The sequence below is a fragment of the Pseudoalteromonas arabiensis genome (assembly GCF_001550155.1).
GTDB lineage: Bacteria > Pseudomonadota > Gammaproteobacteria > Enterobacterales > Alteromonadaceae > Pseudoalteromonas > Pseudoalteromonas arabiensis.
This window is the reverse complement of record NZ_LRUF01000019.1, coordinates 53,726-77,668: the sequence shown is the minus strand read 5'-3', so window position 1 is coordinate 77,668 and position 23,943 is coordinate 53,726. Positions and strand designations below refer to the sequence as shown.

The window sequence follows — 23,943 nt, the reverse complement described above, 5'->3', positions numbered from 1 at the left end:
ATCTTACTTTTAAGTCATTCGTTCATCTTATATAACAAATATTCTTAATATAATGGTTGCTTTAAACGATAACTCAGCAAATTTATTATTGTGCAACTATGCTGTATTTATTTAGCCAGAGCTCACTTTTTTAGTTGTAAGGACGCCAATGCCAGAAGCCTTTGAACAAGATTACCCACTACAACAACTTAAACAGGTGACCAAGTCACTTAATAGTGGTCAATTTGTTCAAGTGCGCGGTATGCTAGCTAAAACAGCACCTTGCGATACAGCACTGTTACTTGAGTCATCTCCTCATAAAATCCGCCGCATGTTGTGGCAACTCGTTGATCCAGATGTACGTGGTGACGTACTTGAAGAGCTTTCAGAAGATGTACGCCTTGGCATTATTGCCCAGATGGAACCTGAGCATATTGCCGCCGCAACTGAGGACATGGACGATGATGACTTAGGTGAAGTACTTCGTAGCTTACCTGATACTGTTTATCAAGATGTTGTCGGGGCTATGGATACGCAAGATAGAGAAAGAGCGACCCAAGCACTTTCTTATCAGGAGCGCTCTGCAGGCGCACTAATGAATAGTGATACCGTCACTATTCGCCCCGATGTCACATTAGACGTTGTACTGCGTTATTTACGTCTACGTGGTGAGCTACCTGAAGGTACAGATGATCTGTACGTGGTTGATAAACATAATTGCTTTTTAGGTGCCTTGTCATTAACAACACTTTTAACCAGCCCATCAGACAAAATTGTTCGCGATTTAATGGATGAAGAATGTGAGTCTATTCTCATTTCGATGGACGAAAGTGATGTTGCTCAACTATTCGAGCGTCATAACTGGATTTCAGCGCCTGTTGTGGATGATAACGCCCACTTGCTTGGTCGTATAACCATCGATGACATCGTTGACGTCATTCGTGAAGATGCAGAGCATAGCATGCTTAGCCTTGCGGGTCTTGATGATGAAGAAGACACCTTTGCACCCGTTCTGAAAAGCTCGCAGCGTCGCTCTATTTGGCTTGGGGTGAACCTATTAACCGCATTGTTAGCTGCCATCGTTGCAAGCTTCTTTGAAAACACCTTAGCAATCTTACCAATCCTTGCGGTACTTAATGGAATTGTGCCTTCAATGGGGGGAGTTGCTGGTAGCCAAACACTTACTTTAGTTATTCGTGGTATAGCCGTTGGCCATATTAATCAAACCAACCAACGCTTTTTATTACTCAAAGAACTCGCGATTGGGGCGCTAAATGGTGTTATTTGGTCGATATTAATCGCCGGTGTTGTCGCACTCTGGCAGTGGGACTTTAAGCTCGGTGCGGTGCTTGCCTTTGCGATGTTTATGAATCTCGTTGCAGCAGGTATTGCTGGTGCGAGCATTCCTTTGATCTTAAAGAAAATGAAAATTGACCCTGCTCTTGCAGGCAGTGTCGTGCTGACCACCGTCACCGATATTGTGGGCATTTTTGCCTTTTTAGGCACCGCAACCTGGTTGTTGATCTAATACCAATTCGCAATAATACTTAATTAAGCGAATTGGTATAAATAAAAACGGCCCTTCTAGGGCCGTTTTTATTTCTATTTACTTGCACGCTGCTTATTTTTACCAACTCTAGGTTTAGTATTGGCCTTTTTAAACTGGCTAAAACCAGTGTGACGTGTCAGTGCTGCACGGCCTTTACCGCCCTTTCCTTTCGCTGCTTTCTCATTGCGGCTCTCTTCAGGTATCAAGCAATTTGGTCCTTTACCAATTAAGTTCGCCTTACCCATTTTTTTCAGCGCTTCACGGATCATTGGCCAACCTGCTGGATCATGATAACGCAATATAGCCTTATGTAAGCGACGCTGGCGTGCACCTTTTGGCACAGCTACTTGCTCAGTATTGTTTTTAATATTACGCAGCGAGTTCATCTCAGTATGATAAATCGTTGTTGCATTGGCCATGGGTGATGGATAAAAATTCTGCACTTGATCAAGTTTAAAGTCATTACTCTTTAACCACAACGCCATGTTCACCATATCTTCGTCTTTGGTGCCTGGATGAGCAGAAATAAAATACGGGATCAAGTACTGCTTCTTACCCGCTTCTTTCGAATACTTATCAAATAATTCTTTAAACTTATCATAGGCACCCATACCTGGCTTCATCATTTTAGAGAGCGGGCCATCTTCAGTATGCTCTGGGGCTATTTTCAAGTAACCACCAACATGGTGAGTAACTAACTCTTTTACGTAACGAGGATCTTCAACTGCTAAGTCATAACGAACGCCAGAGGCAATTAAAATCTTCTTCACGCCTTTAACGTCACGAGCCTTTTTATAAAGTTCGATAGTTGGCGTGTGATCAGTGTCCATGTGCTTACAAATATCAGGGTATACACAGGATAAACGACGACACGTACTTTCTGCTTTTTTACTCTTACAGCGTAACTTATACATATTCGCTGTCGGCCCACCTAAATCAGAAATAACCCCTGTAAAACCTGGCACTTTGTCACGAATTTGCTCAATTTCATCAATGATAGATTGCTCAGAACGACTTTGGATAATGCGTCCTTCATGTTCAGTAATCGAACAGAATGAACAGCCGCCGAAACAACCACGCATAATATTCACTGAGGTTTTGATCATCTCGTAGGCAGGGATTTTCTCATCACCATAACTTGGATGTGGAATACGCTGATAGGGTAAACCGAATACCCCATCCATCTCTTCTGTTTCAAGTGGGAATGCAGGCGGATTGACCCAAATAGAACGATCGCCATGACGCTGAAATAACGCACGCGCACAGCCTGGGTTTGTTTCTTGGTGTAAAATACGCGATGCATGGGCATAAAGTGGTTTATTCACACTCACTTGCTCATACGCTGGCAACTTTACGTATGTCTTTTCCCATGGCTTAGGCCGTGCAGGTTGAATAGTAATTGGTTTAGCAGCCTCGGCGGTTAAATCAATACCCGCTTGTTTAAACTCAGACTTACTACAACCAACATCATCGGCACCATACGGATTTGGAATTGGATCAATCTTACCGATTTTATCGATGGCAGTGGAATCACTACCACGCCAGCCAGGTAAAGGCTCTTTACGAATAACCGCAGTACCGCGGATATCTTGAATAGTCTCTATGGCTTCGCCACCAGCGATGCGGTGGGCAACCTCAACTAATGGACGCTCAGCATTACCGTAAATTAAAATGTCGGCTTTGGCATCAAACAACACACTTCGACGTACTTTTTCTTGCCAGTAATCATAATGAGCAATTCGACGTAAACTCGCCTCAATACCACCGATGATCAACGGCACGTCTTTATAGGCCTCGCGACAACGTTGGCTATATACAACCACCGCACGGTCAGGACGTTTACCGCCTATGTTACCTGGTGTATAAGCATCATCATGACGCATACGCTTTTCTGCGGTATAACGGTTGATCATTGAGTCCATGTTACCCGCGGTTACACCAAAGAATAAGTTAGGCTTACCTAATGCCATAAAAGCATCTTTAGAGTTCCAATCAGGCTGGGCAATGATACCAACACGAAACCCCTGTGATTCAAGCATGCGACCAATCACCGCCATACCAAAGCTAGGATGATCAACATACGCATCACCGCTGACGATAATAATGTCACAGCTATCCCAGCCCAACGCATCCATCTCAGCGCGAGTAGTGGGTAAAAATGGCGCTGTGCCATAGCATTCGGCCCAATATTTAGGGTAAGAAAACAGGCCGCGCTCGGCTTTTAATGCGCTCATAAAACGTACTCTGCTACCAAAAGGGGGCGAATTATACCCCACTATGAGTCATTATTATAGAAAACAAAACGCCCTTCAATTTGAAGGGCGTTAGCATGTGGGTGCATTTTTTAAAGAGCCACTTAATGCTTGGCTTGCAAATACGTTATTAACTCTTTTTCTGGCATAGGCTTAGCATACATAAAGCCTTGTACTTCATCACAGCCAAGCTCTAGAAGATAATCAGCTTGAGCTTGTGTTTCCACCCCTTCTGCGATGGTTTTCAAGCCGAGTCTTGCACCTAAAGAAATAATTAACGCTGCAATTGCTTCACTATCTTTATCTGGTAAGTCTTTGACAAATGCCCTATCAATTTTTAACCGATCTAACGGGAGTTGTTGTAAATAACTGAGTGATGAAAAACCAGTACCGAAATCATCAATCGCAATCTCTATGCCAAACTCTTTCAATTCTTTTAAGGTGGTAATGACACTTGCAAGTTCGTCCATAACCACGCTTTCTGTTACTTCTAACTCTATAAATTGCGGCTTAACTTGGTATTGATTTAATGTATCTTTTACCTGCTGCGCGTAACCTTTCACTTTAAACTGAGGCACTGACACATTAACCGCTATACTAATTTCGATGCCCATGGCTTCAAGTCGCTTTTGCTGCATACATGCTTGTTCAAGTACCCATTGGCCAATATCAACAATTAAGCCAGCATCTTCGGCCATAGGCACAAAAATAGCCGGAGAAATATATTGACCATTACCAGAGGGCCAACGCAACAATGCCTCACAGCCAATAATCTTAAGGGTCGTTAAATCAAGTTGTGGCTGAAACCATACTTCTAGTTTACGTTGCTCAAAGTCTTGACGTAACTGTCTAATAATTCCTAATCGCCACGCCATTTTTTCTTCCATATCAGGCGTATAAGTTACCACAGCTTCCATTGACTGCTTTTTAGCTTGGTTTAGCGCGATATAACCTAGTTTTAAAGTCTCGATCCCTGCTTGCTGAAAATCACTTTGGTTACATAAACCTATTTTAAAATTAATAGGTAAAATATGTTCTCCTGCATTGAATGGCAAACTCAAATGCTCTCGAAGTAGCTCAAGATCATACTGCTCTTTTGGCAATAGTAAACCAAACACATCCGCACCAATACGCGATATTAGCTCTGCATTAGGGTATTCTTGCTCAAGCCTTTCAACGATGGCCATTAATAACAGGTTGCCAATTTCTTGACCTAAGCCATTGTTTATATCTGAAAAATGCGCAACATCTATTAATAAAAATACGTAATCATTTTTATTTGGCTGGTAGAAGCGTTCAATTTTGTTCATAAAATCATTGCGGTTAGACAGGCCCGTTAAGATATCTTTATAGGCAGCATCACGCAGTCGATTAAATAAACGCACATTATCTAATCCTACACTGACGTTGGTGAGGAATATTTCAGCAAACTGAAGTTGTGACGGGCTTGGAATATGCTCTGTTTCCAAGTAGATTGCTGCTTGACGGTTTTTACTTTTCAGTAAGTAAGTGCTATCGATATCTGTATGTTGGTGCTGTGACTGCTCTAGGCAATTTTTAACTTGTAAAATAATGCGACCATCATCAAGTTGTTCAATACCTTGTCCAATAAAACTGTTATATTCTGCACAGCCCCCTAACACACATATTTGATTATCATCTTCTAAGGAGCCACACACGACCCCTTTCGGCTCACAATCTAAAATAAACGATAACTGTTTAATCACAGCCATCGTAAATGCTTTAATATCAGTAAACCCTAAAATAGCTTTTGAAGCATAAAGAATGTTATTCAGCGCACGACTTTGAAACTCAAGTTGACAAACTTGCTCATAGGAGCGAATAGCAGTAACCAGTGATGTAATCAGCTTACTACGTGTTAATTCTGTTTTCGTCTTGTAATCATTAATATCATACTCACGAATTACCTTTTCTTCTGGGGCATAACCTGGTTGTCCTGTTCGTAAAATAATGCGTACGTTATGGTTATTTAGGCATTCGCGAACTTGTTTAACCACCTGCAAGCCTGCATCATCAGACTCCATCACAACATCAAGTAATACAACAGAAATTGATAGGTTTTCTTTAAGGACAGTGAGCGCCTCGGCTCCTGAGTAGGCGTGATGAAAGCGTAACGTTTTATCCCAAAACTCTACACCAGAGAGGGCAAGTTTAGTAACAGAATGTATTTCTGGGTCATCATCAACGATTAACACATCCCAAAAATCCGAAACAGACTCCTCTAACGGCTGTTCATCATCCTGATCACTAAATAAAAAGTCGTTACTCTCTGATGCCATTAATAATTCCTTAGACTACCCATCTAAAAACTGCAACGATGGTTCCGTCCCATTTTACAGCCTTGATGGAAAATTCTACCACTTAATTTGACTATGATACATTGCTGATAACTTATATTGTGTAGATTATAGTCTATGATACGTATAATGTTATGAAAGCTATAAAATTATTACCTGAGGTGAGATTATTAAACTCTTCGTTCTGTGTATAAAGACACTGTTTATATGTGCCCTTATAATTTTAGTAATTGGGCTGATGCTTGCACAGCAATATACTGTGAATAAAGCAATAACAGTCACCGCTAAGCGTGACGATATTGCCTCGCTCGTTACGGACTTGAACCAATGGCCACAATGGCAACCTTGGGAAGCAGTCGATCCGAGTATTCAGTTTACAATAGCAGAACCAAGTCAAGGTGTCGGCGCCCATCAATTTTGGGATAGTCGCTGGGGAGCGGGTGAAATGACAATTACACAAATGAACGACGAAGGAATGAGCTTCAACATTTTATTTAACCAAGAACACATTGCTCGAGGTTCTATTCGTTACTTAAATCAAGGCAATGATGTTGAAATCATATGCACGCTTCATGGTGAGGTAAACACCCCAATTATAGGTGGCTACCTTGCCCTTTTAAGCCAATACATACTTAACAACACGGTAAAGCTTGCGCTTAATAATATAAAAACACATGCGCAATTAACCACTACCAACAAGGCCAATGCCAGCGATGACAGTCAAAACGGCACAAGCAAGAGTTAACCTTGCCAATATTATAGAAAACCAACTCGGGTATTCTATTCATAAGTCCCCTTCTGCAAGAATTAATAACCTAGACAGTGATAGCTATTCTTCACAAGGGCAACAACAACTTCCCTACAAAATAAAGGCTGATGTCGGCTTATTAGAGCGAGCTCACACTCGTCAAGAGATTCAATTTATTAAACGCCAAGAAAACATAGAAACAATCATGGCTATGGCAATGGGCTTTTGCCCTGATGTAACAGGACGCCATCAACCTGACTCGGATTGGATAGAGCGTTTCATAAGTTTATGCGAAGATACGGCCAATACTTCAATGCAAAAGCTCTGGGCTAAGATATTGGCAGGTGAAACTGTTTCGCCTGGTACTTTTTCCATAAAAAGCCTGCAAACACTCAAGCATATGACTCAGCGTGAAGCTGACGCACTTCAGCGCTGCACGTCGCTATGTGGTTTTAATGAAAAAGATAACAGCAACCTTATTTTGTTGGGCTTTTATAAAAAGCCTTCCTTGTTTGATTTACTACGTAAAGGTAACAAGGTGTCATTAAACTTAGGTAAAACACCTATCAGTTTTCCTGATATTTTGACACTGATGGATATTAACCTGTTATACCGAAAAGAGATCGAATCGGCTGTTTTAAAGGCCGGACAAGAGTTTAATTTAAGCTTTATGCATCAGCGCCTAACCCTAAAAGCAAAAAGTAATGACTTAGTACTGAGCTATTATAAATTTACACAAACGGGGGATGAGCTAAGAAAACTTATCGCTTCACCTGTTAACAAGGCCTACAAGCAAATAGTATCTACATCGTTGGAAGAGGAATTCGAAACTAGCTGGCAAGTAACCAAATAACCTGCCAGCTGCTTTTACTAAGTAAAGTACTTAGAAGTGTACTTGAATACCCGCAAATGGGCCTGATGCATCAATATCTGTATAAATATCATCAACATCATCAAGTTCTAAGGTCATTGAGCGGTAACCGGCTTTAACGTCTAAATCAATCGCAAGATTATCAAGTAACGCATACGCGATACCCACTTGGTAGTCTTGTACTTTGCTATCATCAATCGCAAGCATACTTCCTTCAAAGAAAACGCTCATACCTGTCAGTGGCAAACCCACTTCCGCACGACCGTAAACTAAAGGAACGAAGCCAGAAAAATCAACACGTTCTGTTGATGCAGGGCCACCATTTTGTGACGTACCAGTGACAACGATATCACCATCAAATTGCTTAGCGTTTAAGCCTAAATCAATCGAAACGAGATCATTATCAAAAATCTCGTAATAAAGAATATAATCGATATGAGATAAATCACTCACCGTGCCTACTTGCGTACCAACAACGTAATCAGCATCACCAAAACTAAACGTATCATCTAAGGTTGTTGAGCCATTTAGCTCAAGCTCAGTGTACTTAAATTTAAAGTTAGGAACTAAAGGTACGGGATGCTCTAGTGCCGCGTAATAACTAATGAATGTCTCATCATCATAATTAAAGTTTTGTAAGTTGTCGTTTTGAGCAAAACTACCACTATTATCTGACCGCCAGCCATCAACACCCAAGTACAGGCCCAATAAAGTATCAGCTTGTGCTGTAGGTGCTAAACAGGCCATCGACAGCGCGGCCGCTAAACAGTACTTTTTCATCATTTTATCCTTGCGCTAAAAGTTCGCTAAGTTCAATTAGAGCCGCATTGGCTCGCGAAATATAATTTGCCATCACCAGTGAATGGTTTGCTACAAAGCCAAACCCACTGCCATTGAGAATCATCGGGCTCCACACTGTTTCTTGTGTAGCCTCTAATTCACGAATAATTTGCTGCAGGCTCACTCGAGCATTTTTCTTTTCTAGTACATCGGCAAAATCATACTCCACCGCTTGTAAAAAGTGCAGTAATGCCCATGTTGCACCTCGCGATTCATAAAATACATCATCAATTTGCCACCAAGATGTTTTCACTTGATTTTGCAATGGCGTGTACGTTGCTTGATGAGCCGCTGTATCGCCGGCTAAGTCTGTGTTTAAACGTTCTTGACCGACACTGGCACTTAATCGTTGGCTTAAGCTACCAAGGCGCTTCTCAGCCTCTTTTAGCCAGCTACGCAAGTTATCTGCACGAGCATAAAATTGACTGTCTCTGTCATTTTGGTCGGCAATTTGGCTACGGTAAACAATGAGGTAATTGATACCTTTTTGATACTCTGCTTCTGCACTAGGCCATGCCCACGCCTCAGAGCTAATATTAAATTGTGGTTGTGCCTTTTTAAGTGCTGCATGTTCTGTTGATTGAGATTGTGAACGGCTAAAATCTTTTCGCATCGACAACACTAAGTCTCGCGTCATCTCAAGCGCGCCATATTCCCATGCAGGCATATTATCCATCATTACACTCGGTGGCATAATATCATTAGATAGATAACCACCCGGTTTATTTAACAGTGTATCAGCAACGTTGATCAGTGTGCTTGTCGTGGTATAGCCCGTCACAAATTTATCGCCGCGCATTTGTGCTTCTTGCTTCGCCTTGCTTACCACATCCATACGAGCAGGCTCACTACTCCAATAAACGGCAATTGCATAAAAAATAATTAAAATTATAAGCAACGCACTGGCTATTTTTCCTTTGTGTTCAGACATATTATCTCCTAGTGATGTGAGTGCTCTTTACTTTTTTGCGGTTTTTCTTCTGTCATTGTTTGTAAAGATACAACTTTAGCTTGAGTAAAAACGCGATTTCCATCTTTAAAATATAGCGTGAGTTTTCGTTCTTGCCCTGCTTGTAGCTTATCTTCTGGCTCAAACACCATCAAATGATACCCCCCAGGTTTAAACTCAACGCTGCTGTGGGCATCAATCTCTAATGATAAAACCTGCTCCATTTTCATCATGCCATCCACATGTGTATGCTGATGAATTTCAACGCGCCCCAAACCATCTAGTTCAGCCTTCGTTAAAACAGCAGCATGATTGCTAGGGTTTGTGATAGTCATATAGGCAACACTGGCTTTGCTCGCGGGTAAAAACTCACGGACTTGCGCATTACTGACTGAAATTTCAGCGCTATCAGTATGGTCATGACCACTATGAGCAAATGAAAAAGTGCTATAAAGTAAACTTGCAGTAAGAAAAGAGAGTGCGGGTAACAGCTTCATCGTGCTTTAATCCTTGTTAAGACATCAACTTACCCGCTAAATTTAGCATACTTTGTTTATTAAGGCAGTTTATTAAGGCGCTAAGCCGCTGATTTTTTGTTATCAGCAATCAACCAGCATAATGCGGCGATTAACAACAATGGCCATGCAACCATCACTGAGCCAAATAGAAACGCAAGCACAACACCTATCACAGCAACAACACCAGCGCCAAGTAGGCCAATAGTGAATAATGCAACACCTGCCACAACGGCAATCACTGCCACTATCGCACCGATGACTTCAAGCCCTGCCCAGCTCATATCAGCAATTGATAACGGCAACTGCCATGAGTCAAACGATACGAATGACACTGCATCGGTACACAGCAATAGCATTGCTAAGACGATGATAGCTAACGTTTTCATGCTCTACTCCTAGTAACCTTTTACTGGTAAAGAACAGTGAGCAACTAAATAACCCACGCCTATTAACAGCGGCATATTAATCAGTAATATGATCATCACCAATCGCGTAGACCATACTGGAAACCCTAAGCGCGCAGCGAGTCCACTGCACACTCCCGAGATTTTCTTATTGCTTAAATCTCGGTACCAACGTGATGATGCATGATAAGTGTTCATCATTAACCTCCTAAGCTGACTGCTTCATCGTAGTTTTTAAATCAGCAAGCTCTTTATCGATTGCCTCATTTTTCTCTAAGGCAGCGATTTGAGCAGCGGTTGAGTTGGCAGCATCTGCGTGCGTTAACTCGTACGCTTCGACTTGCGATTCAATGTTTTCAACGCGCTGCTCTAAGTAGTCAAAACGCGCTAGTGCATCCGTCACCTTATTGCTATGCAACTGCTCTTTTACTTTTAAACGTGCTGTAACGACGCGCTCTTTTTGCATATAGGTCAGTTGCTTGGCTTTGGCATCTGCAAGCTTGTTTTGTAAACGCTGACAATCTTCAGTTAATTTAGACAGTGATTCAGCCACCTTATCCATTTCAGCTTGCTGCGCTTCAATCTCTGTAATTAAGCGCTGCTTTTCTACTAGTGCAGCTTTGGCAAGGTCGTCACGCTCTTTACTCAGCGCTTTTTCTGCTTTCGCTTGCCAGTCTGCTACTTTCGTTTGTTTTGCAGCTATTTCACGCTTCATTTGCTTTTCTTGCGTTAAAAATGTCGCAGCGGTTGCACGGCATTCAGTTAGTGCATCCTGCATTTCTTGCACGAGTAGATTAAGTAACTTTTCAGGGTCTTCCGCTTTATCGAGTGCTGCAGAAAGATTTGCCTGAATAATGTCATTTACGCGATTTAATACACCCATGTGACTCTCCTGTTGATAATTGGGTTAATACAGCTAGGAGATTCCAATTCTTGTGCCAACTAACAAATAAAATTAATTTATTAAATAAATACAAAGAGTTAAATGACTTAAGTTTAGTTTTCGGCTGACTAGTGACTGAATGAAAAATAACTAATTTGACTAAAAAGCTAACTTTTTCACCAAATTTTAGGATCAAAAAAAGCCACAAAATGTGGCTTTTTTAACGAGATATATGATTAGGCTTCTGGGACAAAACTTAAGGCTTTATCCATAACAGATAAGTTAGCCGCTTTACCGTGCCCGTTCTCAGACAAATGACGTCTAAAACCACGCGCACCTGGTTGCCCTTGGAAAATCCCCAACATGTGACGAGCAATATGCCAAAAATTAGCGCCGTTACTCATTTCATCTTCAATATAGTCATACATAGCGCGCACAACCTGATGACGATTAAGCATAAAAGCTTCATCACCATAAATTTTTTCATCCACTTCAGATAAAATAAATGGATTACTATACGCTTCACGGCCAATCATAACACCATCAACATACTCAAGATGAGCTATGCTATCAGCGATGGTTTTCACGCCGCCATTTAAGCTTAAGTGCAGTTGTGGGTAATCTGTTTTCAACTGATAAACACGCGGGTAATCTAGAGGTGGGATCTCACGGTTTTCTTTTGGACTTAGACCATTTAACCATGCTTTACGGGCATGAATAATAAAGTCATCACACCCCACATCATGACTTGCTTCTATTAAGGCACGTAAAAACTCATACGAGTCTTGCTCATCAATACCAATGCGAGTTTTAACCGTAACAGGAATAGTTACCTCGGCCTTCATTGCTGCAACGCAGTCAGCAACAAGCTTCGGCTCAGCCATTAAACAAGCACCAAAGCGACCATTTTGAACGCGATCAGACGGACATCCCACATTTAAATTTACTTCATGATAGCCGCGTTCAGCCGCTAATTTAGCACACTTCGCCAACGCTTCTGGGTCAGAGCCACCAAGTTGCAGTGCCACAGGCCCTTCATGCTTATTAAAGTGTAAGTAGTCACCTTTACCAAATAAAATAGCGCCAGTTGTCACCATCTCAGTATATAACACAGCATGCTTAGTCATTTTACGGTGAAAGGTTCGACAGTGACGATCAGTCCAATCCAGCATGGGTGCCACGCTAAACCGTCTAAACCCTGTATTACCTGCTATTACTGGGCTAGAGCCCTTATTTAGTGTGTTACTCATATAGTCTGAATTGCCTTGAATTACCTTAAATCGCCGCGAGTTTCGATATACAGTCACCTTATAGTCACCCCCGCGGGGTAGGACTGATCGATAACTTAGGGTTACTCAATGGCTTCATACAATATCGAAAAACGCCGTCTTGCTTCAGGCGACTACCGCTACAAGTGCGTAGTACGCGAGAAATCTAAAGGAAAGATTATACACAACGAAAGTAAAACATTCAGTAAAAGAGTACTGGCAGAAAGCCTAGACAAAAAACACTTCCGAATTAGACGTAGCCTATGCAATTTTGAGTGATGATATCCATTCAATGCATATTATTTCTATTGGAGAGGCGCACGATTGGATACAAGAATACTCGTTAGGTTACAAAGGTCCTCAAAGTGCAGAAGTAAGGAGTGCTATTAAAACGTCCCTAGACTTCTAGACAGAGAATTAAAAGTAAATTATAACTGACTTTTAAAGCAAAAAAGGCTTTTTAAAGTCTATAAGTTAATTATATTTGACTTATAACCAATTTAGCATTACTTTATTTTTAAAAGTAAACAGTAATTAACTTATATGGGTAATTTAGCCAAAACAAACAGAACAGGTAAGGCGGTTAAGGCAACAGCCATGCCTAACTTATCAGAACGCTTTACCCCGACTCAGCTCGCTGAAGCAATCACTGCAAAGCGAACAGGTATGAAGCTGTCTTTAGTGGATGTATCTGAAGCATTATCGATTTCAAAGCCAACGCTGGTGAAAATAGAAAAAGGCAATACCAATGTAAAGTTAACGAACCTACTCAAAGTAATGGAGTACCTTGGTCTTTCATTTAGCCTTCTTTGTGATGATGCTACTTCCAAAGAAGGAACAGAGGTAAGTGATGACTGGTACTGATCTAAATACTCTGAACGTTTATATCGGTCATGGTCGTAAAATTGCGATAATAACCATTCCTGTAGGCTCTGAAACCGAATTAACCTTAACTTACGAGCCTGATTGGATCAAAGAGGGTTTTGCTATCTCGCCCCACTTGCCTTTGAACGGTGAGTTTGATCACAGGGCGGTCCGTAACTTTTTACAAAACTTGTTGCCTGAGGGTAAAGGGTTAGAAGAGATCATTAGTAATGCAACTATCTCCAAAAATAATACCTTTGGGCTTATCAAGATCATCGGCGCTGACACATCTGGCGCGTTATCATTTACAAGTCAAAACAATGAAGAAACCGAAACTTCATTTCGAGAAGTCACTAATGAAGAACTAATCGAAAAGCTAGCTCGTTTTAAGAATGCTGGAGAATCTATTACTTATTGGGATGGTCGTACAAGGCTATCAGTCGCGGGTGTACAAGATAAACTCAACTTATTAGAAATTGAGGGCAAATTAGGGTTTGGTGAAGGCCAGCTTTGCTCCAATAAGATCTTTAAGTTTGAAACGGGAAAAGCACCTTTTATCGCCGTGAATGAGTTATTTACCATGTTATTGGCAAAGCATTCGGGTATTGATGTACCAAACGTAGCAGTACGAAAATACGGAGAAGTCAGTGTGTTTGTGATTGACCGTTTTGACCGCAAGTTAATAACTGAGCAACAGCGTGTTATGCGCCGTCACATTATCGATGGCTGCCAAGCAACCAACCTACCCCCATCATACAAATACGAACGTCAACATGGTGATGAAGGCGACGGTATTTATATTCGTGATGGTGTGTCTTTTGTGAAGCTATTTAATGTACAAACAACTAATGCCGAAGCGTACCAAACACAACTTATACGCTGGATGACCTTTAATATTTTGGTACGCAACTATGATGCGCACGGCAAGAACATCAGTTTCTTTGTGGGTAAACAAGGGCTAAGTCTTACGCCATTTTACGATTTAGTAAATATTGAGGCCATTATTCGAGAGATCCAAGCAAGACAAGCTGAGGAAAATTCTAAAGTACCAATGGCAAACCAATTTTCGATGTCTATAGGTGAATATGGTTCTGGCAGTGCAGGTAATTTTAATCACCCATTTACCGCTTACATGTTGGCTGACTTCGCCCAAGAATTCGAAATATCGCTCGCACGTCTGCAATTGTTGATGAGGCAAATGATTAAACAAGTGCAAAGCTCTGTTGATTTAGCCAAAGCTGATGCGCTTAAACAGCAGTTAACTGATTCTGAAATACAGCATGTTAATACCTGTATTCAAATCATCGATGAAGCAGTTGAAGAGCTAAGTTCAGAAGTGGATAAAATAACGGAAATGAGCGACTTAATTTAGTGTGGATTTCTAGCTATTTCTATTTATTTCATTAAAGTGGCATGACAATAAGTAGACATCGAATAAAAGTACTTATAAATCATATTATTAAATCGATTTTTTCGCGTGTATGATTACTTTCTAACATGGGTGCTACAGAAAAACGGCACATGGCTTAATCGAAGATCAGATGATGAAAAGAGGCGAAGAAGTGTACTGCAATCTCACTTCTTCGATGAATAAAATAAAAATGTAAAGACTAAATTTTCACTTCGTTTAGAAGGTGCTCAAGGTTTTTGCCTGTAAGCTCTAAAACAGTGATTTCAAGCTCTTTATAATCTTCATTTTTCAGATTAACCAATTTAGCACCCACTGCAATGCGAGCAACTTTCTGGGCAGGATCTATCTCTACAATTTCAATGGATGCATGTGTATCATGATCTTTTGACTGTACGTAATACTCGCTAAAGAAAGTACCATCGGCACGCACATTTGAATTGTTATCAGACTCAGACTGCAAAAGTATGCCCTTTTTAAGATCACTTTTACGAATAGAAAAGCTGTATTCCGCCACATTAGCATGGCCTACAATTATCGTAACGGCGCTCTCCCCATTAATTTTAAAATCGTGGTCGGTCACTTCAATCACTTTTAGCTTACCACTATCATAGGTTGGCTCCATGCAAGCGCCTAAACTAAAAATCAGAAAAATAGATAAAATAACATTTTTAATGAGCATTCTTTGTTCCTTAAATTTTATATTGCCTTCCTTTAAGTTAGATAAAAGCAGGCAATAATTCAAAATTTAAATTACTGAAAATGCACTTTAAATTTAAATTATGCTGTCACAGCTAAACCAAAGTAATGGGCAATCCCCCCCAAAATATTAGTCACAGCCACGGAAGATAAAATTAATCCCATTACTCGGCTAATAATACTTGCCCCACTATCGCCAATTAACTTATGTACATGTGTTGCGAGCAATAATAAAACCAACACAATCACTAATACAGAAAGCATGATTGATGATGTTACAAGCTGCTCATACCAAGTGTATTCTGTATTTCGAGTCATTAGCACCGCACCAAGCATGGCACCTGGGCTGGCTATAGAAGGAATGGCTAATGGAAAAATAGCAGTTTCGGTACTGTCGCGAACGCTTTTGATTTCAGTTTCAGGTTTACTTTCACCGAATATCATCGACAAGGCAAAAATTAATAATACGATACCTCCGGCAATCTGAAACGCTGAAAGCGGAATATTGATCGCGTTTAAAAGTAGTTCACCAGCAATCACAAAGAACAATAAAACTAATGCAGAAACGCCAACTGCCTTTAACGCAACTTTACGCTTAAATTTAGCATCATCCCAACGAGTAACAGCAATAAATACAGGCACTGTACCAATAGGGTCAATGACGGCAAAAAAGAAAATGAATGCAGCAAGCAATTCATTCATTAAGAAAACTCCCTATAAAACGTGTTAGCGAATAAAAACACTGCAACTACAATACAGTATGTTAGTATATCACGGTAGCGTAAGGATAAGAGAAGATGAATATAGAATCACTCGTCAGTAAAGCAAAACAAGTCTGCGATAATCGTGGGGCACGTTTCACACCTATCCGTGAGAAAGTATTCCGCCTGCTAGCAAGTGCTCAGGGTGGCGTTGGTGCTTATGACTTATTAGAACAACTTAAATTAACAGAGTCAGGCGCAAAACCTGCCACTATTTATCGTGCTCTCGATTTCTTGTCAGAACTTGGCTTTATTCACAAAATTGAAAGTACCAACTCATTTATGTTGTGCCATCATTTTGATCATATTCACCCTGTACAATTACTCATATGTGACAGTTGTGGCTATGTTAAAGAATTACACTCAACCGTTATTTCACACGAACTAAATAACCTAGCCGCAGAGAGTGGGTTTATTGTCTCAGGACAAACTATCGAAGCTCACGGTAAATGTGAAAATTGCAAAGATTAAGTGCGCTGTCACATACAGCCACTACACTTATAGTTAGAAAAACAGTTTAACTGCGTAATCTGAGGGAAAATAAACAATGAATGTAGAGTTCATCAACCCTTTTTTATCATCATTATTGAATGTATTGAGCACCATGGCTCAAACAGAATTAAAACCGGGTAAACCAAGTTTAAAAAAAGATGAGTTAGCCCGTGGCGATGTGTCGGGCTTGATTGGTATGGTGGGGCCACAAACAAAAGGCTCACTATCAATTACTTTTGATGAAAATCTAGCATTAACCATTATGGAAAGAATGCTAGGTGAGCGACCAGACTCAGTCAATGAAGAAGTCACTGACATGGTGGGCGAAATTACCAATATGGTAACAGGTGGCGCTAAAAACCTACTCGGCGAAAAAGGCTATGAGTTTGATATGGCAACACCTGTCGTTGTGTCTGGTAAAGGACATACAATCGCTCATAAATGTGAGGGTGCTAAGGTGTTAATTCCATTCACTTCAGCTGATGGTAACGCTAATATTGAAGTTAGCTTTGATAAACTATGAGCTGGCAGCAAAAAACCATTCAATTGAAGCCTCGTTCACGAGGCTTTCACATCATTGATGACGAGCTACTTCGTCAACTTCCTGAAATAAGGCAATACAAAGTTGGTTTGTTACATCTTTTCATTCAGCATACTTCTGCAAGCTTAACTATTAACGAAAATGCAGATCCTACTGTACGAATGGATATGGAAAGTCACTTCAATCATTTTGTGCCAGAACGACAAAGTTATTATCGTCATGATTATGAAGGTGATGATGATATGCCAGCCCACATAAAAAGCAGTACATTAGGTGCTGAGCTCACCATTCCAATTAATCAAGGCCGTTTAATGCTAGGTACTTGGCAAGGTATCTATTTAGGTGAACACCGAGATCAAGGTGGTGCAAGACGTATTGTCGCGACGATTCAAGGTCAGATCTAAAACAAGCTGTAAGCAAAACTTGGCATTAACTAAATTATTTAAGAAAGTATTTTGGGATTTGTCTAGAGATTGGAGCGGCACACGAGGCTCGAACTCGTGACCTCAACCTTGGCAAGGTTGCGCTCTACCAACTGAGCTAGTGCCGCTTTATAAGTAGTCAGTAATTTGTCCGTTGCTGCACAACCTTGAAGGTTGCGGTAAAACATTCTGGCAACTGAGCTAGTGCCGCATTCAAAAGTAGTCAGTAATTTGTCCGTTGGCGCACAACCTGAAGGTTGCGGTAAAACATTCTGGCAACTGAGCTAGTGCCGCATTCAAAAGTAGTCAGTAATTTGTCCGTTGGCGCACAACCTGAAGGTTGCGGTAAAACATTCTGGCAACTGAGCTAGTGCCGCATTCAAAAGTAGTCAGTAATTTGTCCGTTGGCGCACAACCTAAAGGTTGCGGTGAAACGTTCTGGCAACTGAGCTAGTGCCGCATAAATAACTTGTAAGCTGCAAGTTTCTAGTTTCAAGCTCATGCTTTTAACTTTCCCCTTAAAACTTATATCAATTTCTTTTGGTGAGAAATTGGAGCGGCACACGAGGCTCGAACTCGTGACCTCAACCTTGGCAAGGTTGCGCTCTACCAACTGAGCTAGTGCCGCACAATAAGTTACTAGTTATAAGACTCAAGTTAAAAGTTGGAATAGCTTGGAGCTTTCAACTTTCCCCTCGAAACTTAAGCCAATTTCTTTTGGTGAGAAATTGGAGCGGCACACGAGGCTCGAACTCGTGACCTCAACCTTGGCAAGGTTGCGCTCTACCAACTGAGCTAGTGCCGCATTTTTCTAGTTTCAAGCTAATGCTTTCAACTTTCCCCTTGAAACTTAAGCCAATTTCTTTTAGTGAGAAATTGGAGCGGCACACGAGGCTCGAACTCGTGACCTCAACCTTGGCAAGGTTGCGCTCTACCAACTGAGCTAGTGCCGCTTTATAAGTAGTCAGTAATTTGTCCGTTGTCGCACAACCTGAAGGTTGCGGTAAAACGTTCTGGCAACTGAGCTAGTGCCGCTTTATAAGTAATCAGTAATTTGTCCGTTGCTGCACAACCTTGAAGGTTGCGGTAAAACGTTCTGGCAACTGAGCTAGTGCCGCATTCAATTACTTAGAGACATACGAACCCCGCGAGGGTTAACGTCTTAAGCGGGGCAGGATTCTACAATAATCCGATGTGTTTGCAAATGTTTTTTACAAATTAAAGAATTTTTCTTGGTAAACCTTTAATTCCATGATCGAATCTTTGATATCGTCGAGGGCTAGATGTGAACCTTTTTTGTTCACTTGCGCTAATACGTCAGGTTTCCAACGACGTGCAAGTTCTTTAACTGTACTCACATCAAGGTTACGGTAGTGAAAGTAGTTTTCCAATTCAGGCATGTACTTATTCATAAAGCGGCGGTCTTGGCCGATAGAATTACCACACATAGGTGAAGCACCCGCAGGTACCCATTGCTTTAGAAATGCCAGTGTTTGATCAATAGCATCTTGTTCAGTGAATGTGCTTGCTTTACAACGAGCTGTTAAACCAGATTGACCGTGCTGAGTTGTACACCACTCGTCCATGCCATCAAGCAGTTCATCACTTTGATGAATAGCAATAACAGGGCCTTCAGCCAAGATGTTTAAATCACTGTCGGTGACAACAGTGGCAATTTCGAGTATTTTATCTGTTGCTGGTTCGAGGCCAGTCATTTCCAGGTCGAGCCAGATAAGATTTGATTTATGAAAAGACATAGTTACCTTAGCGGTGCTTTCCTTTAGATCCAACGCATTTAGATATATCATATTAGTATCATCAGTCGACCTAAAGCTTTTTTTTCAAAAAGCCCGACATTTAATCAAGTTATGGGCCAAAAGTGGCAAAACAAAAGAAATTAAGTAAAGGCCAATCACGTCGAATTAAGGCCAATCACCAAAAACGCCTCTCTAATGCAGATAAAAAGCAACAGAAAGGGGCTGCAGTGCAATGGCAAAATGATAATTTAGGCCCTGCCGAAAATGCGGTTGTGATCAGTCGATTTGGCCAACATGCCGATATCGAAACCGAATCAGGCGAAGTGCTGCGTTGTAATATACGCAGAACCGTATCAAGCCTTGTGTGTGGTGATGAAGTTATTTTTCGCCGTGCAAAAGTCAGCGAAGGCGACTTAGCAGGCGTTATTGAAGCAACCCATGAACGTCGCTCACAACTAACACGCCCTGATTTTTATGACGGAGTGAAAGTCGTCGCTGCCAATATCGACCAAATTTTAATGGTCTCGGCGGTACTGCCTGAGTTTACGCCAAACATTATTGACCGTTATTTAGTTGCCTGTGAAGACATGGGTATTGAGCCTATTTTGGTACTTAACAAAATAGATTTAATAGACGATGAAGGCCTTGCTTTTATTGATGAAATTCTCGATATCTATCGTGAGCTAGGTTATCAAGTACTGTTAGTCAGTAATAAAACAGGTCATGGCATAGATGAGCTAAAGCAAAAGCTGGTAGATAAAAACAGCATTTTTGTTGGTCAAAGTGGTGTGGGTAAATCAACCTTAGTCAATACAGTGCTACCCGACGCTGAAATTTTAACTCAAAAAGTCTCTGAAAACAGCGGCCTTGGCCAGCATACAACCACCGTATCGCGATTACACCATTTACCAAATGGCGGTAACCTAATCGACTCACCAGGAATTCGTGAGTTTGGCTTATGGCATTTAGATGTTGAGCGCGTTACGTGGTGCTTTAAAGAGTTCCGTGATTTTATTGGTGGCTGTCGTTTTCGCGATTGTAAGCATTTAAACGATCCTGGCTGTATAATTCGCCAAGCTGTTGATGATGGTGAAATTTCAGAACTTCGCTTTGACAGTTACCACCGAATTTTAGAAACTATGGCCGACGGCCGTGCTGGTGCACGCGCTCCTCGCGTATAACTATTTAGGAAATAACAAGTGAGTTTAGATAAATTCAAAATTGCTATGCAATATGCCATGCCAAAACATTTCATTTCGCGCATGGTTGGCAAGTTAGCAGCAGCAAAAGCGGGTGGCTTAACAACGGCCTTAATTAAATTGTTTATCAAACAATACAAAATTGATATGAGTGAGGCTAAATACCCAGATCCAGCTCATTACAAAACTTTTAATGAGTTTTTCACTCGCCCATTAAAAGAAGGCATTCGTCCACTTGCTGAAGAAAGCGACATTATTGCTCACCCAGTTGATGGTGCAATTAGCCAATTAGGCGATGTAGTCGACGGTCAAATCATCCAAGCAAAAGGCCACGACTACAGCTTACAAGCACTACTTGGTGGCAAAGAAGAAGACACAGCGCCGTTTTTAGGCGGTAAGTTTGCGACTATTTATTTAGCACCAAAAGATTACCACCGTATTCACATGCCTGTTGATGGTACGCTGAGCAAAATGATCTACGTACCGGGTGATTTATTTTCGGTAAACCCGTTAACAGCACAAAATGTACCTAACCTATTTGCTCGTAACGAGCGTGTTGTGGCTATCTTTGAAACCGAAATTGGCCCACTAGCTATGGTGCTGGTTGGTGCGACAATTGTTGCTAGCATCGAGACTATCTGGGCAGGCACTGTAACGCCACCAGCGGGTAAAGATGTATTTAGTTGGAATTACCCAACTGAAGGTGACAATGCGATTACTCTGAAGAAAGGTGAAGAAATGGGCCGCTTTAAGTTAGGCTCTACCGTTATTTTAGCTTGGGGTGCAAATCAAGCTGAGTTCTTATCAGATCAACACCCAGAAACAGTGACGCGTATGGGCACACCCTTTGCGAAAATTAACGACTAATAAGTTCAATTAAGCAAACCACTTTAGCAAAAGTGGTTTGCTTAAAATTCACTATAAATCGCGCCTACCCTCACGATTACACTCTGAGCATTCACTATCTTTTTGAATATTAAAGCGCTGCTGTTTTAGTGTTAGCCCATCAAATTGAATAAACTCACTGCCCGCTTTATGGCCAAGTAATATATTGATAGCCAATAAACTTTGCATGCTCCCCATAACACCGAGCAACGGGCTCAATACCCCAGCATTGTCACAATTAAGCGCTGTCTGTTCATCCGTTTGCGGAAACACACAACCATAGCAAGGGCTATGTTTATGACGAAAATCAAAACTCATCACCTGCCCCTGTGTTGCAATAGCAGCAGCTGATACAAGTGGGATAGATTTAGCTAAACAATAACGATTAACCAAATAACGGGTAGCAAAGTTATCACTGCAATCAAGGATGATGTCAGCACCCTCAAGAAGCTCAGCACAGTTACTTTCATCAAGCTTTTGGCATAGGGGTTTAACCGTTATTTGATTATTTAAACTGCTTAACACCTTGGCAGCCGCCTGTGTTTTTGCCTGCCCCATATGGTTTATTTTATACAGTACTTGTCGCTGTAGGTTTGAAAGCTCAACCTTATCATCGTCTATTAAAGTGAGCGTTCCGATTCCAGCCGCCGCTAAATAAAACAGTGCTGGAGAGCCAAGCCCACCAGCTCCGACAACCACAATATGTGCAGACTTTAACTTTTGCTGGCCCGCATGCCCCACCTCTTTTAATAGTAAATGGCGGCTATAACGAATTTGCTCTTTGTCGCTTAACGCGCTCATATTAAGACTGACCTTCGACCAGCAGTTTTAACTTGGCAATGGCTGTTTGGTAGTCTTCGGCTTCAGTAATCGCACGTACTACTGCAACACTGCCAACCCCCGTACTCGCAACTTGCTCTGCACGTGATAAATCAATCCCACCAATTGCGACTGTTGGATAATCGGCCATTAGCGGCACAAATTTTTCGAGCTTTTCTAAGCCTTGAATTTGCCCCGTCATGTCTTTAGTGGTGGTTGGGTAAATAGCGCCAAACGCCATATAACTTGGTCTGTAATTATGCGCGCGTAGCATCTCATAAAAACCATGGGTCGAAACACCTAAGCGTAACCCTGCCTCTTTTATGGCAATTAAATTAGCGGTTTGTAAGTCTTCTTGTCCTAAATGCACACCATAAGCGCCGTACTTAATCGCTAATTGCCAATAATCATTAATATACACCTGCGCATCGTACTTCTGCCCCAGCATAACCGCACTTGCAATCGACTCTTCAAGTGCTGCATCGTCTGCATTTTTCATTCTTAATTGAACCGTTTTAACCCCTTCGGCTAAACACTTCTCCAACCAATCAAGGGTATCAACAACGGCATATAACCCAAGCTGTTTAGAGTCACATTCTGCAAAGCCTGCTGCCATGGTAAAATTAGCCGGGCAATCAAAGTCGAGCTCATCACCTAACCAACTCCCCGCTTCGATGACTTGTGGGTAATCCGCCAGTGTTGTTGGAAAGCGAGTATGTGCAACAGGACCAATACCTTCACCATAGCGAACAGCCGCTTTTAAACCTTGGTTTATATAGGCTTTCGCTAAAATAAAGGCATCTTTAAGTGGGTACTGTTTTGCTAAGCAAGCAGCAACTACCGACGCCATACTACATCCAGTGCCATGACTATGCGGAGTTTGAATTTTTTCGTTGCCAAGCCAATATGCTTGTTCGCCTTGCACGCAGTAATCAATGCAATAGCCACTTGGGTAATCCCAATGACCCCCTTTAATAATCACCGCTTTTGCACCATAGCTCGTTAACTTTTCAGCGGCTTCTTTCACTGCACTTGGGCCAATCAAATAAACACCGGTTAATAACTGCGTTTCGTGGGTGTTCGGTGTTACAACATCGACTAATGGCAATAAACACTCTTTGATGGCACTAACGGTATCTTCTTCTGTTAATAAATCACCACTCGAGGCAATGGCAACCGGATCATAAACAACCAAAGGCGGTTCTGCCCAAGTTGCTTTATAATGTTTTAAATGCTCACTAATAAGCTGTATTTGCTGCACATTGGCAAGCATGCCAATTTTAATCACACTGGCAGGCATATCACTGGCTAAGGCTAATAGTTGCGACTCAATCACTTCTGTTGAAATCGGGTTTAGCGCTTCTACACCTAAACTATTTTGTGCCGTTAAAGCAGTAATAACTGTACAGCCATGTACATTAAAACTTTGCATTGCCTTAATGTCGGCTTGAATTCCTGCACCGCCGCCCGAATCTGAGCCTGCTATGGTCCATACAACCTGATTCATGTTATTCCTC

At 41.4% G+C, this 23,943-nt stretch carries 24 protein-coding genes and 4 tRNA genes; 10 read left to right on the top strand and 18 right to left on the bottom strand.

The window, feature by feature from the left end; genetic code table 11:
- The first annotated feature begins 148 nt into the window (after positions 1-148).
- Complete coding sequence (mgtE, locus tag PAARA_RS08170) at positions 149-1,507, top strand: magnesium transporter (RefSeq protein ID WP_062568551.1); 1,359 nt, start codon at positions 149-151, stop codon at positions 1,505-1,507.
- A 74-nt stretch (positions 1,508-1,581) separates the two neighbouring features.
- Here mgtE and PAARA_RS08165 read toward each other — a convergent pair whose 3' ends face one another.
- Both PAARA_RS08165 and PAARA_RS08160 read right to left on the bottom strand, forming a co-directional pair.
- Complete coding sequence (locus PAARA_RS08165; protein ID WP_062568550.1) at positions 1,582-3,762, bottom strand: YgiQ family radical SAM protein; 2,181 nt, start codon at positions 3,760-3,762, stop codon at positions 1,582-1,584.
- 122 nt (positions 3,763-3,884) lie between these two features.
- Positions 3,885-6,080, bottom strand: coding sequence for a bifunctional diguanylate cyclase/phosphodiesterase (locus tag PAARA_RS08160; RefSeq protein WP_062568549.1), 2,196 nt, complete (start codon positions 6,078-6,080; stop codon positions 3,885-3,887).
- Between the two features lie 277 nt (positions 6,081-6,357).
- Here PAARA_RS08160 and PAARA_RS08155 point away from each other — a divergent pair, with 277 nt between their 5' ends.
- Together PAARA_RS08155 and PAARA_RS08150 are read left to right on the top strand one after the other, a co-directional pair.
- Positions 6,358-6,843 (top strand): SRPBCC family protein, encoded by a 486-nt coding sequence (locus tag PAARA_RS08155; RefSeq protein ID WP_237114486.1) that lies wholly within the window; start codon positions 6,358-6,360, stop codon positions 6,841-6,843.
- Complete coding sequence (locus tag PAARA_RS08150; RefSeq protein ID WP_062568547.1) at positions 6,812-7,699, top strand: TIGR03899 family protein; 888 nt, start codon at positions 6,812-6,814, stop codon at positions 7,697-7,699. The genes PAARA_RS08155 and PAARA_RS08150 overlap by 32 nt, the downstream gene beginning before the upstream one ends.
- Before the next feature lie 30 nt (positions 7,700-7,729).
- Here the strand turns inward: PAARA_RS08150 and PAARA_RS08145 are convergent, their stop codons facing one another.
- The 7 genes from PAARA_RS08145 to dusA form a co-directional block, all read right to left on the bottom strand.
- Positions 7,730-8,497, bottom strand: coding sequence for a TIGR04219 family outer membrane beta-barrel protein (locus tag PAARA_RS08145; protein WP_062568546.1), 768 nt, complete (start codon positions 8,495-8,497; stop codon positions 7,730-7,732).
- A 4-nt stretch (positions 8,498-8,501) separates the two neighbouring features.
- The gene (locus tag PAARA_RS08140) at positions 8,502-9,488 is read right to left on the bottom strand and encodes a DUF2333 family protein (protein WP_062568545.1); all 987 of its coding nucleotides are present in this window, start codon (positions 9,486-9,488) and stop codon (positions 8,502-8,504) included.
- A gap of 8 nt (positions 9,489-9,496) precedes the next feature.
- Positions 9,497-10,003, bottom strand: a complete 507-nt coding sequence (locus tag PAARA_RS08135; protein WP_062568544.1) for a copper chaperone PCu(A)C — start codon at positions 10,001-10,003, stop codon at positions 9,497-9,499.
- 80 nt (positions 10,004-10,083) lie between these two features.
- Positions 10,084-10,410 carry a hypothetical protein gene (locus PAARA_RS08130; RefSeq protein ID WP_062568543.1) on the bottom strand — a complete coding sequence of 109 codons (327 nt, stop codon included), beginning with the start codon at positions 10,408-10,410 and terminating at the stop codon, positions 10,084-10,086.
- Positions 10,411-10,419: 9 nt separating this feature from the next.
- Complete coding sequence (locus PAARA_RS08125; RefSeq protein WP_062568542.1) at positions 10,420-10,626, bottom strand: PspC domain-containing protein; 207 nt, start codon at positions 10,624-10,626, stop codon at positions 10,420-10,422.
- A gap of 10 nt (positions 10,627-10,636) precedes the next feature.
- Complete coding sequence (locus PAARA_RS08120) at positions 10,637-11,311, bottom strand: PspA/IM30 family protein (RefSeq protein WP_062568541.1); 675 nt, start codon at positions 11,309-11,311, stop codon at positions 10,637-10,639.
- Positions 11,312-11,547: 236 nt separating this feature from the next.
- Complete coding sequence (dusA, locus tag PAARA_RS08115; RefSeq protein ID WP_083515284.1) at positions 11,548-12,561, bottom strand: tRNA dihydrouridine(20/20a) synthase DusA; 1,014 nt, start codon at positions 12,559-12,561, stop codon at positions 11,548-11,550.
- A gap of 615 nt (positions 12,562-13,176) precedes the next feature.
- Here dusA and PAARA_RS08110 point away from each other — a divergent pair.
- Together PAARA_RS08110 and PAARA_RS08105 are read left to right on the top strand one after the other, a co-directional pair.
- The gene (locus tag PAARA_RS08110; RefSeq protein ID WP_083515294.1) at positions 13,177-13,443 is read left to right on the top strand and encodes a helix-turn-helix domain-containing protein; all 267 of its coding nucleotides are present in this window, start codon (positions 13,177-13,179) and stop codon (positions 13,441-13,443) included.
- On the top strand, positions 13,427-14,815 hold the full coding sequence (locus tag PAARA_RS08105) for a HipA domain-containing protein (protein WP_062568539.1): 1,389 nt from the start codon (positions 13,427-13,429) through the stop codon (positions 14,813-14,815). The genes PAARA_RS08110 and PAARA_RS08105 overlap by 17 nt, the downstream gene beginning before the upstream one ends.
- 238 nt (positions 14,816-15,053) lie before the next feature.
- Here the strand turns inward: PAARA_RS08105 and PAARA_RS08100 are convergent, their stop codons facing one another.
- On the bottom strand, positions 15,054-15,533 hold the full coding sequence (locus tag PAARA_RS08100) for a hypothetical protein (protein ID WP_062568538.1): 480 nt from the start codon (positions 15,531-15,533) through the stop codon (positions 15,054-15,056).
- A gap of 98 nt (positions 15,534-15,631) precedes the next feature.
- Positions 15,632-16,252 carry a MarC family protein gene (locus PAARA_RS08095; RefSeq protein ID WP_062568537.1) on the bottom strand — a complete coding sequence of 207 codons (621 nt, stop codon included), beginning with the start codon at positions 16,250-16,252 and terminating at the stop codon, positions 15,632-15,634.
- 95 nt (positions 16,253-16,347) lie between these two features.
- Here PAARA_RS08095 and PAARA_RS08090 point away from each other — a divergent pair, with 95 nt between their 5' ends.
- From PAARA_RS08090 to PAARA_RS08080, 3 genes are all read left to right on the top strand, one after another.
- Positions 16,348-16,782: a transcriptional repressor gene (locus PAARA_RS08090; protein WP_062568536.1), complete on the top strand. Its 435-nt coding sequence runs from the start codon at positions 16,348-16,350 to the stop codon at positions 16,780-16,782.
- Positions 16,783-16,858: 76 nt separating this feature from the next.
- Positions 16,859-17,326, top strand: a complete 468-nt coding sequence (locus tag PAARA_RS08085; RefSeq protein ID WP_062568535.1) for a chemotaxis protein CheX — start codon at positions 16,859-16,861, stop codon at positions 17,324-17,326.
- Positions 17,323-17,748 carry a secondary thiamine-phosphate synthase enzyme YjbQ gene (locus PAARA_RS08080; protein ID WP_062568534.1) on the top strand — a complete coding sequence of 142 codons (426 nt, stop codon included), beginning with the start codon at positions 17,323-17,325 and terminating at the stop codon, positions 17,746-17,748. The genes PAARA_RS08085 and PAARA_RS08080 overlap by 4 nt, the downstream gene beginning before the upstream one ends.
- A 70-nt stretch (positions 17,749-17,818) precedes the next feature.
- On the opposite strand, the gene PAARA_RS08075 is transcribed toward PAARA_RS08080, so the two are convergent.
- From PAARA_RS08075 to orn, 5 genes are all read right to left on the bottom strand, one after another.
- Positions 17,819-17,894, bottom strand: a tRNA-Gly gene (locus tag PAARA_RS08075).
- A 424-nt stretch (positions 17,895-18,318) separates the two neighbouring features.
- Positions 18,319-18,394, bottom strand: a tRNA-Gly gene (locus PAARA_RS08070).
- 101 nt (positions 18,395-18,495) lie between these two features.
- A tRNA-Gly gene (locus tag PAARA_RS08065) sits at positions 18,496-18,571 on the bottom strand.
- A 72-nt stretch (positions 18,572-18,643) separates the two neighbouring features.
- Positions 18,644-18,719, bottom strand: a tRNA-Gly gene (locus tag PAARA_RS08060).
- A 258-nt stretch (positions 18,720-18,977) separates the two neighbouring features.
- Positions 18,978-19,523 (bottom strand): oligoribonuclease, encoded by a 546-nt coding sequence (orn, locus tag PAARA_RS08055; RefSeq protein ID WP_062568533.1) that lies wholly within the window; start codon positions 19,521-19,523, stop codon positions 18,978-18,980.
- 122 nt (positions 19,524-19,645) lie between these two features.
- Between orn and rsgA the strand changes: the two genes are divergently transcribed.
- Positions 19,646-20,704 (top strand): small ribosomal subunit biogenesis GTPase RsgA, encoded by a 1,059-nt coding sequence (gene rsgA, locus PAARA_RS08050; RefSeq protein ID WP_062568532.1) that lies wholly within the window; start codon positions 19,646-19,648, stop codon positions 20,702-20,704.
- An 18-nt stretch (positions 20,705-20,722) separates the two neighbouring features.
- Positions 20,723-21,589, top strand: a complete 867-nt coding sequence (asd, locus tag PAARA_RS08045) for an archaetidylserine decarboxylase (RefSeq protein ID WP_171038291.1) — start codon at positions 20,723-20,725, stop codon at positions 21,587-21,589.
- A gap of 51 nt (positions 21,590-21,640) precedes the next feature.
- Here asd and PAARA_RS08040 read toward each other — a convergent pair whose 3' ends face one another.
- Entirely contained in the window at positions 21,641-22,408 is a 768-nt protein-coding gene (locus PAARA_RS08040) for a HesA/MoeB/ThiF family protein (RefSeq protein WP_062568531.1), read from the bottom strand.
- A gap of 1 nt (position 22,409) precedes the next feature.
- Positions 22,410-23,933, bottom strand: coding sequence for a thiamine phosphate synthase (thiE, locus tag PAARA_RS08035; protein WP_062568530.1), 1,524 nt, complete (start codon positions 23,931-23,933; stop codon positions 22,410-22,412).
- Between the last annotated feature and the right edge of the window lie 10 nt (positions 23,934-23,943).

Coding starts and splice junctions, on each gene's coding strand:
- PAARA_RS08130 (WP_062568543.1), bottom strand. CDS start 10,410: ATGAAAACGTTAGCTATCATCGTCTTAGCAATGCTATTGCTGTGTACC.
- PAARA_RS08145 (WP_062568546.1), bottom strand. CDS start 8,497: ATGAAAAAGTACTGTTTAGCGGCCGCGCTGTCGATGGCCTGTTTAGCA.
- PAARA_RS08080 (WP_062568534.1), top strand. CDS start 17,323: ATGAGCTGGCAGCAAAAAACCATTCAATTGAAGCCTCGTTCACGAGGC.
- PAARA_RS08095 (WP_062568537.1), bottom strand. CDS start 16,252: ATGAATGAATTGCTTGCTGCATTCATTTTCTTTTTTGCCGTCATTGAC.
- PAARA_RS08085 (WP_062568535.1), top strand. CDS start 16,859: ATGAATGTAGAGTTCATCAACCCTTTTTTATCATCATTATTGAATGTA.
- PAARA_RS08150 (WP_062568547.1), top strand. CDS start 6,812: ATGACAGTCAAAACGGCACAAGCAAGAGTTAACCTTGCCAATATTATA.
- PAARA_RS08110 (WP_083515294.1), top strand. CDS start 13,177: ATGCCTAACTTATCAGAACGCTTTACCCCGACTCAGCTCGCTGAAGCA.
- PAARA_RS08165 (WP_062568550.1), bottom strand. CDS start 3,762: ATGAGCGCATTAAAAGCCGAGCGCGGCCTGTTTTCTTACCCTAAATAT.
- mgtE (WP_062568551.1), top strand. CDS start 149: ATGCCAGAAGCCTTTGAACAAGATTACCCACTACAACAACTTAAACAG.
- PAARA_RS08090 (WP_062568536.1), top strand. CDS start 16,348: ATGAATATAGAATCACTCGTCAGTAAAGCAAAACAAGTCTGCGATAAT.
- PAARA_RS08160 (WP_062568549.1), bottom strand. CDS start 6,080: ATGGCATCAGAGAGTAACGACTTTTTATTTAGTGATCAGGATGATGAA.
- PAARA_RS08125 (WP_062568542.1), bottom strand. CDS start 10,626: ATGAACACTTATCATGCATCATCACGTTGGTACCGAGATTTAAGCAAT.
- PAARA_RS08040 (WP_062568531.1), bottom strand. CDS start 22,408: ATGAGCGCGTTAAGCGACAAAGAGCAAATTCGTTATAGCCGCCATTTA.
- thiE (WP_062568530.1), bottom strand. CDS start 23,933: ATGAATCAGGTTGTATGGACCATAGCAGGCTCAGATTCGGGCGGCGGT.
- PAARA_RS08135 (WP_062568544.1), bottom strand. CDS start 10,003: ATGAAGCTGTTACCCGCACTCTCTTTTCTTACTGCAAGTTTACTTTAT.
- PAARA_RS08120 (WP_062568541.1), bottom strand. CDS start 11,311: ATGGGTGTATTAAATCGCGTAAATGACATTATTCAGGCAAATCTTTCT.
- dusA (WP_083515284.1), bottom strand. CDS start 12,561: ATGAGTAACACACTAAATAAGGGCTCTAGCCCAGTAATAGCAGGTAAT.
- PAARA_RS08100 (WP_062568538.1), bottom strand. CDS start 15,533: ATGCTCATTAAAAATGTTATTTTATCTATTTTTCTGATTTTTAGTTTA.
- orn (WP_062568533.1), bottom strand. CDS start 19,523: ATGTCTTTTCATAAATCAAATCTTATCTGGCTCGACCTGGAAATGACT.
- PAARA_RS08140 (WP_062568545.1), bottom strand. CDS start 9,488: ATGTCTGAACACAAAGGAAAAATAGCCAGTGCGTTGCTTATAATTTTA.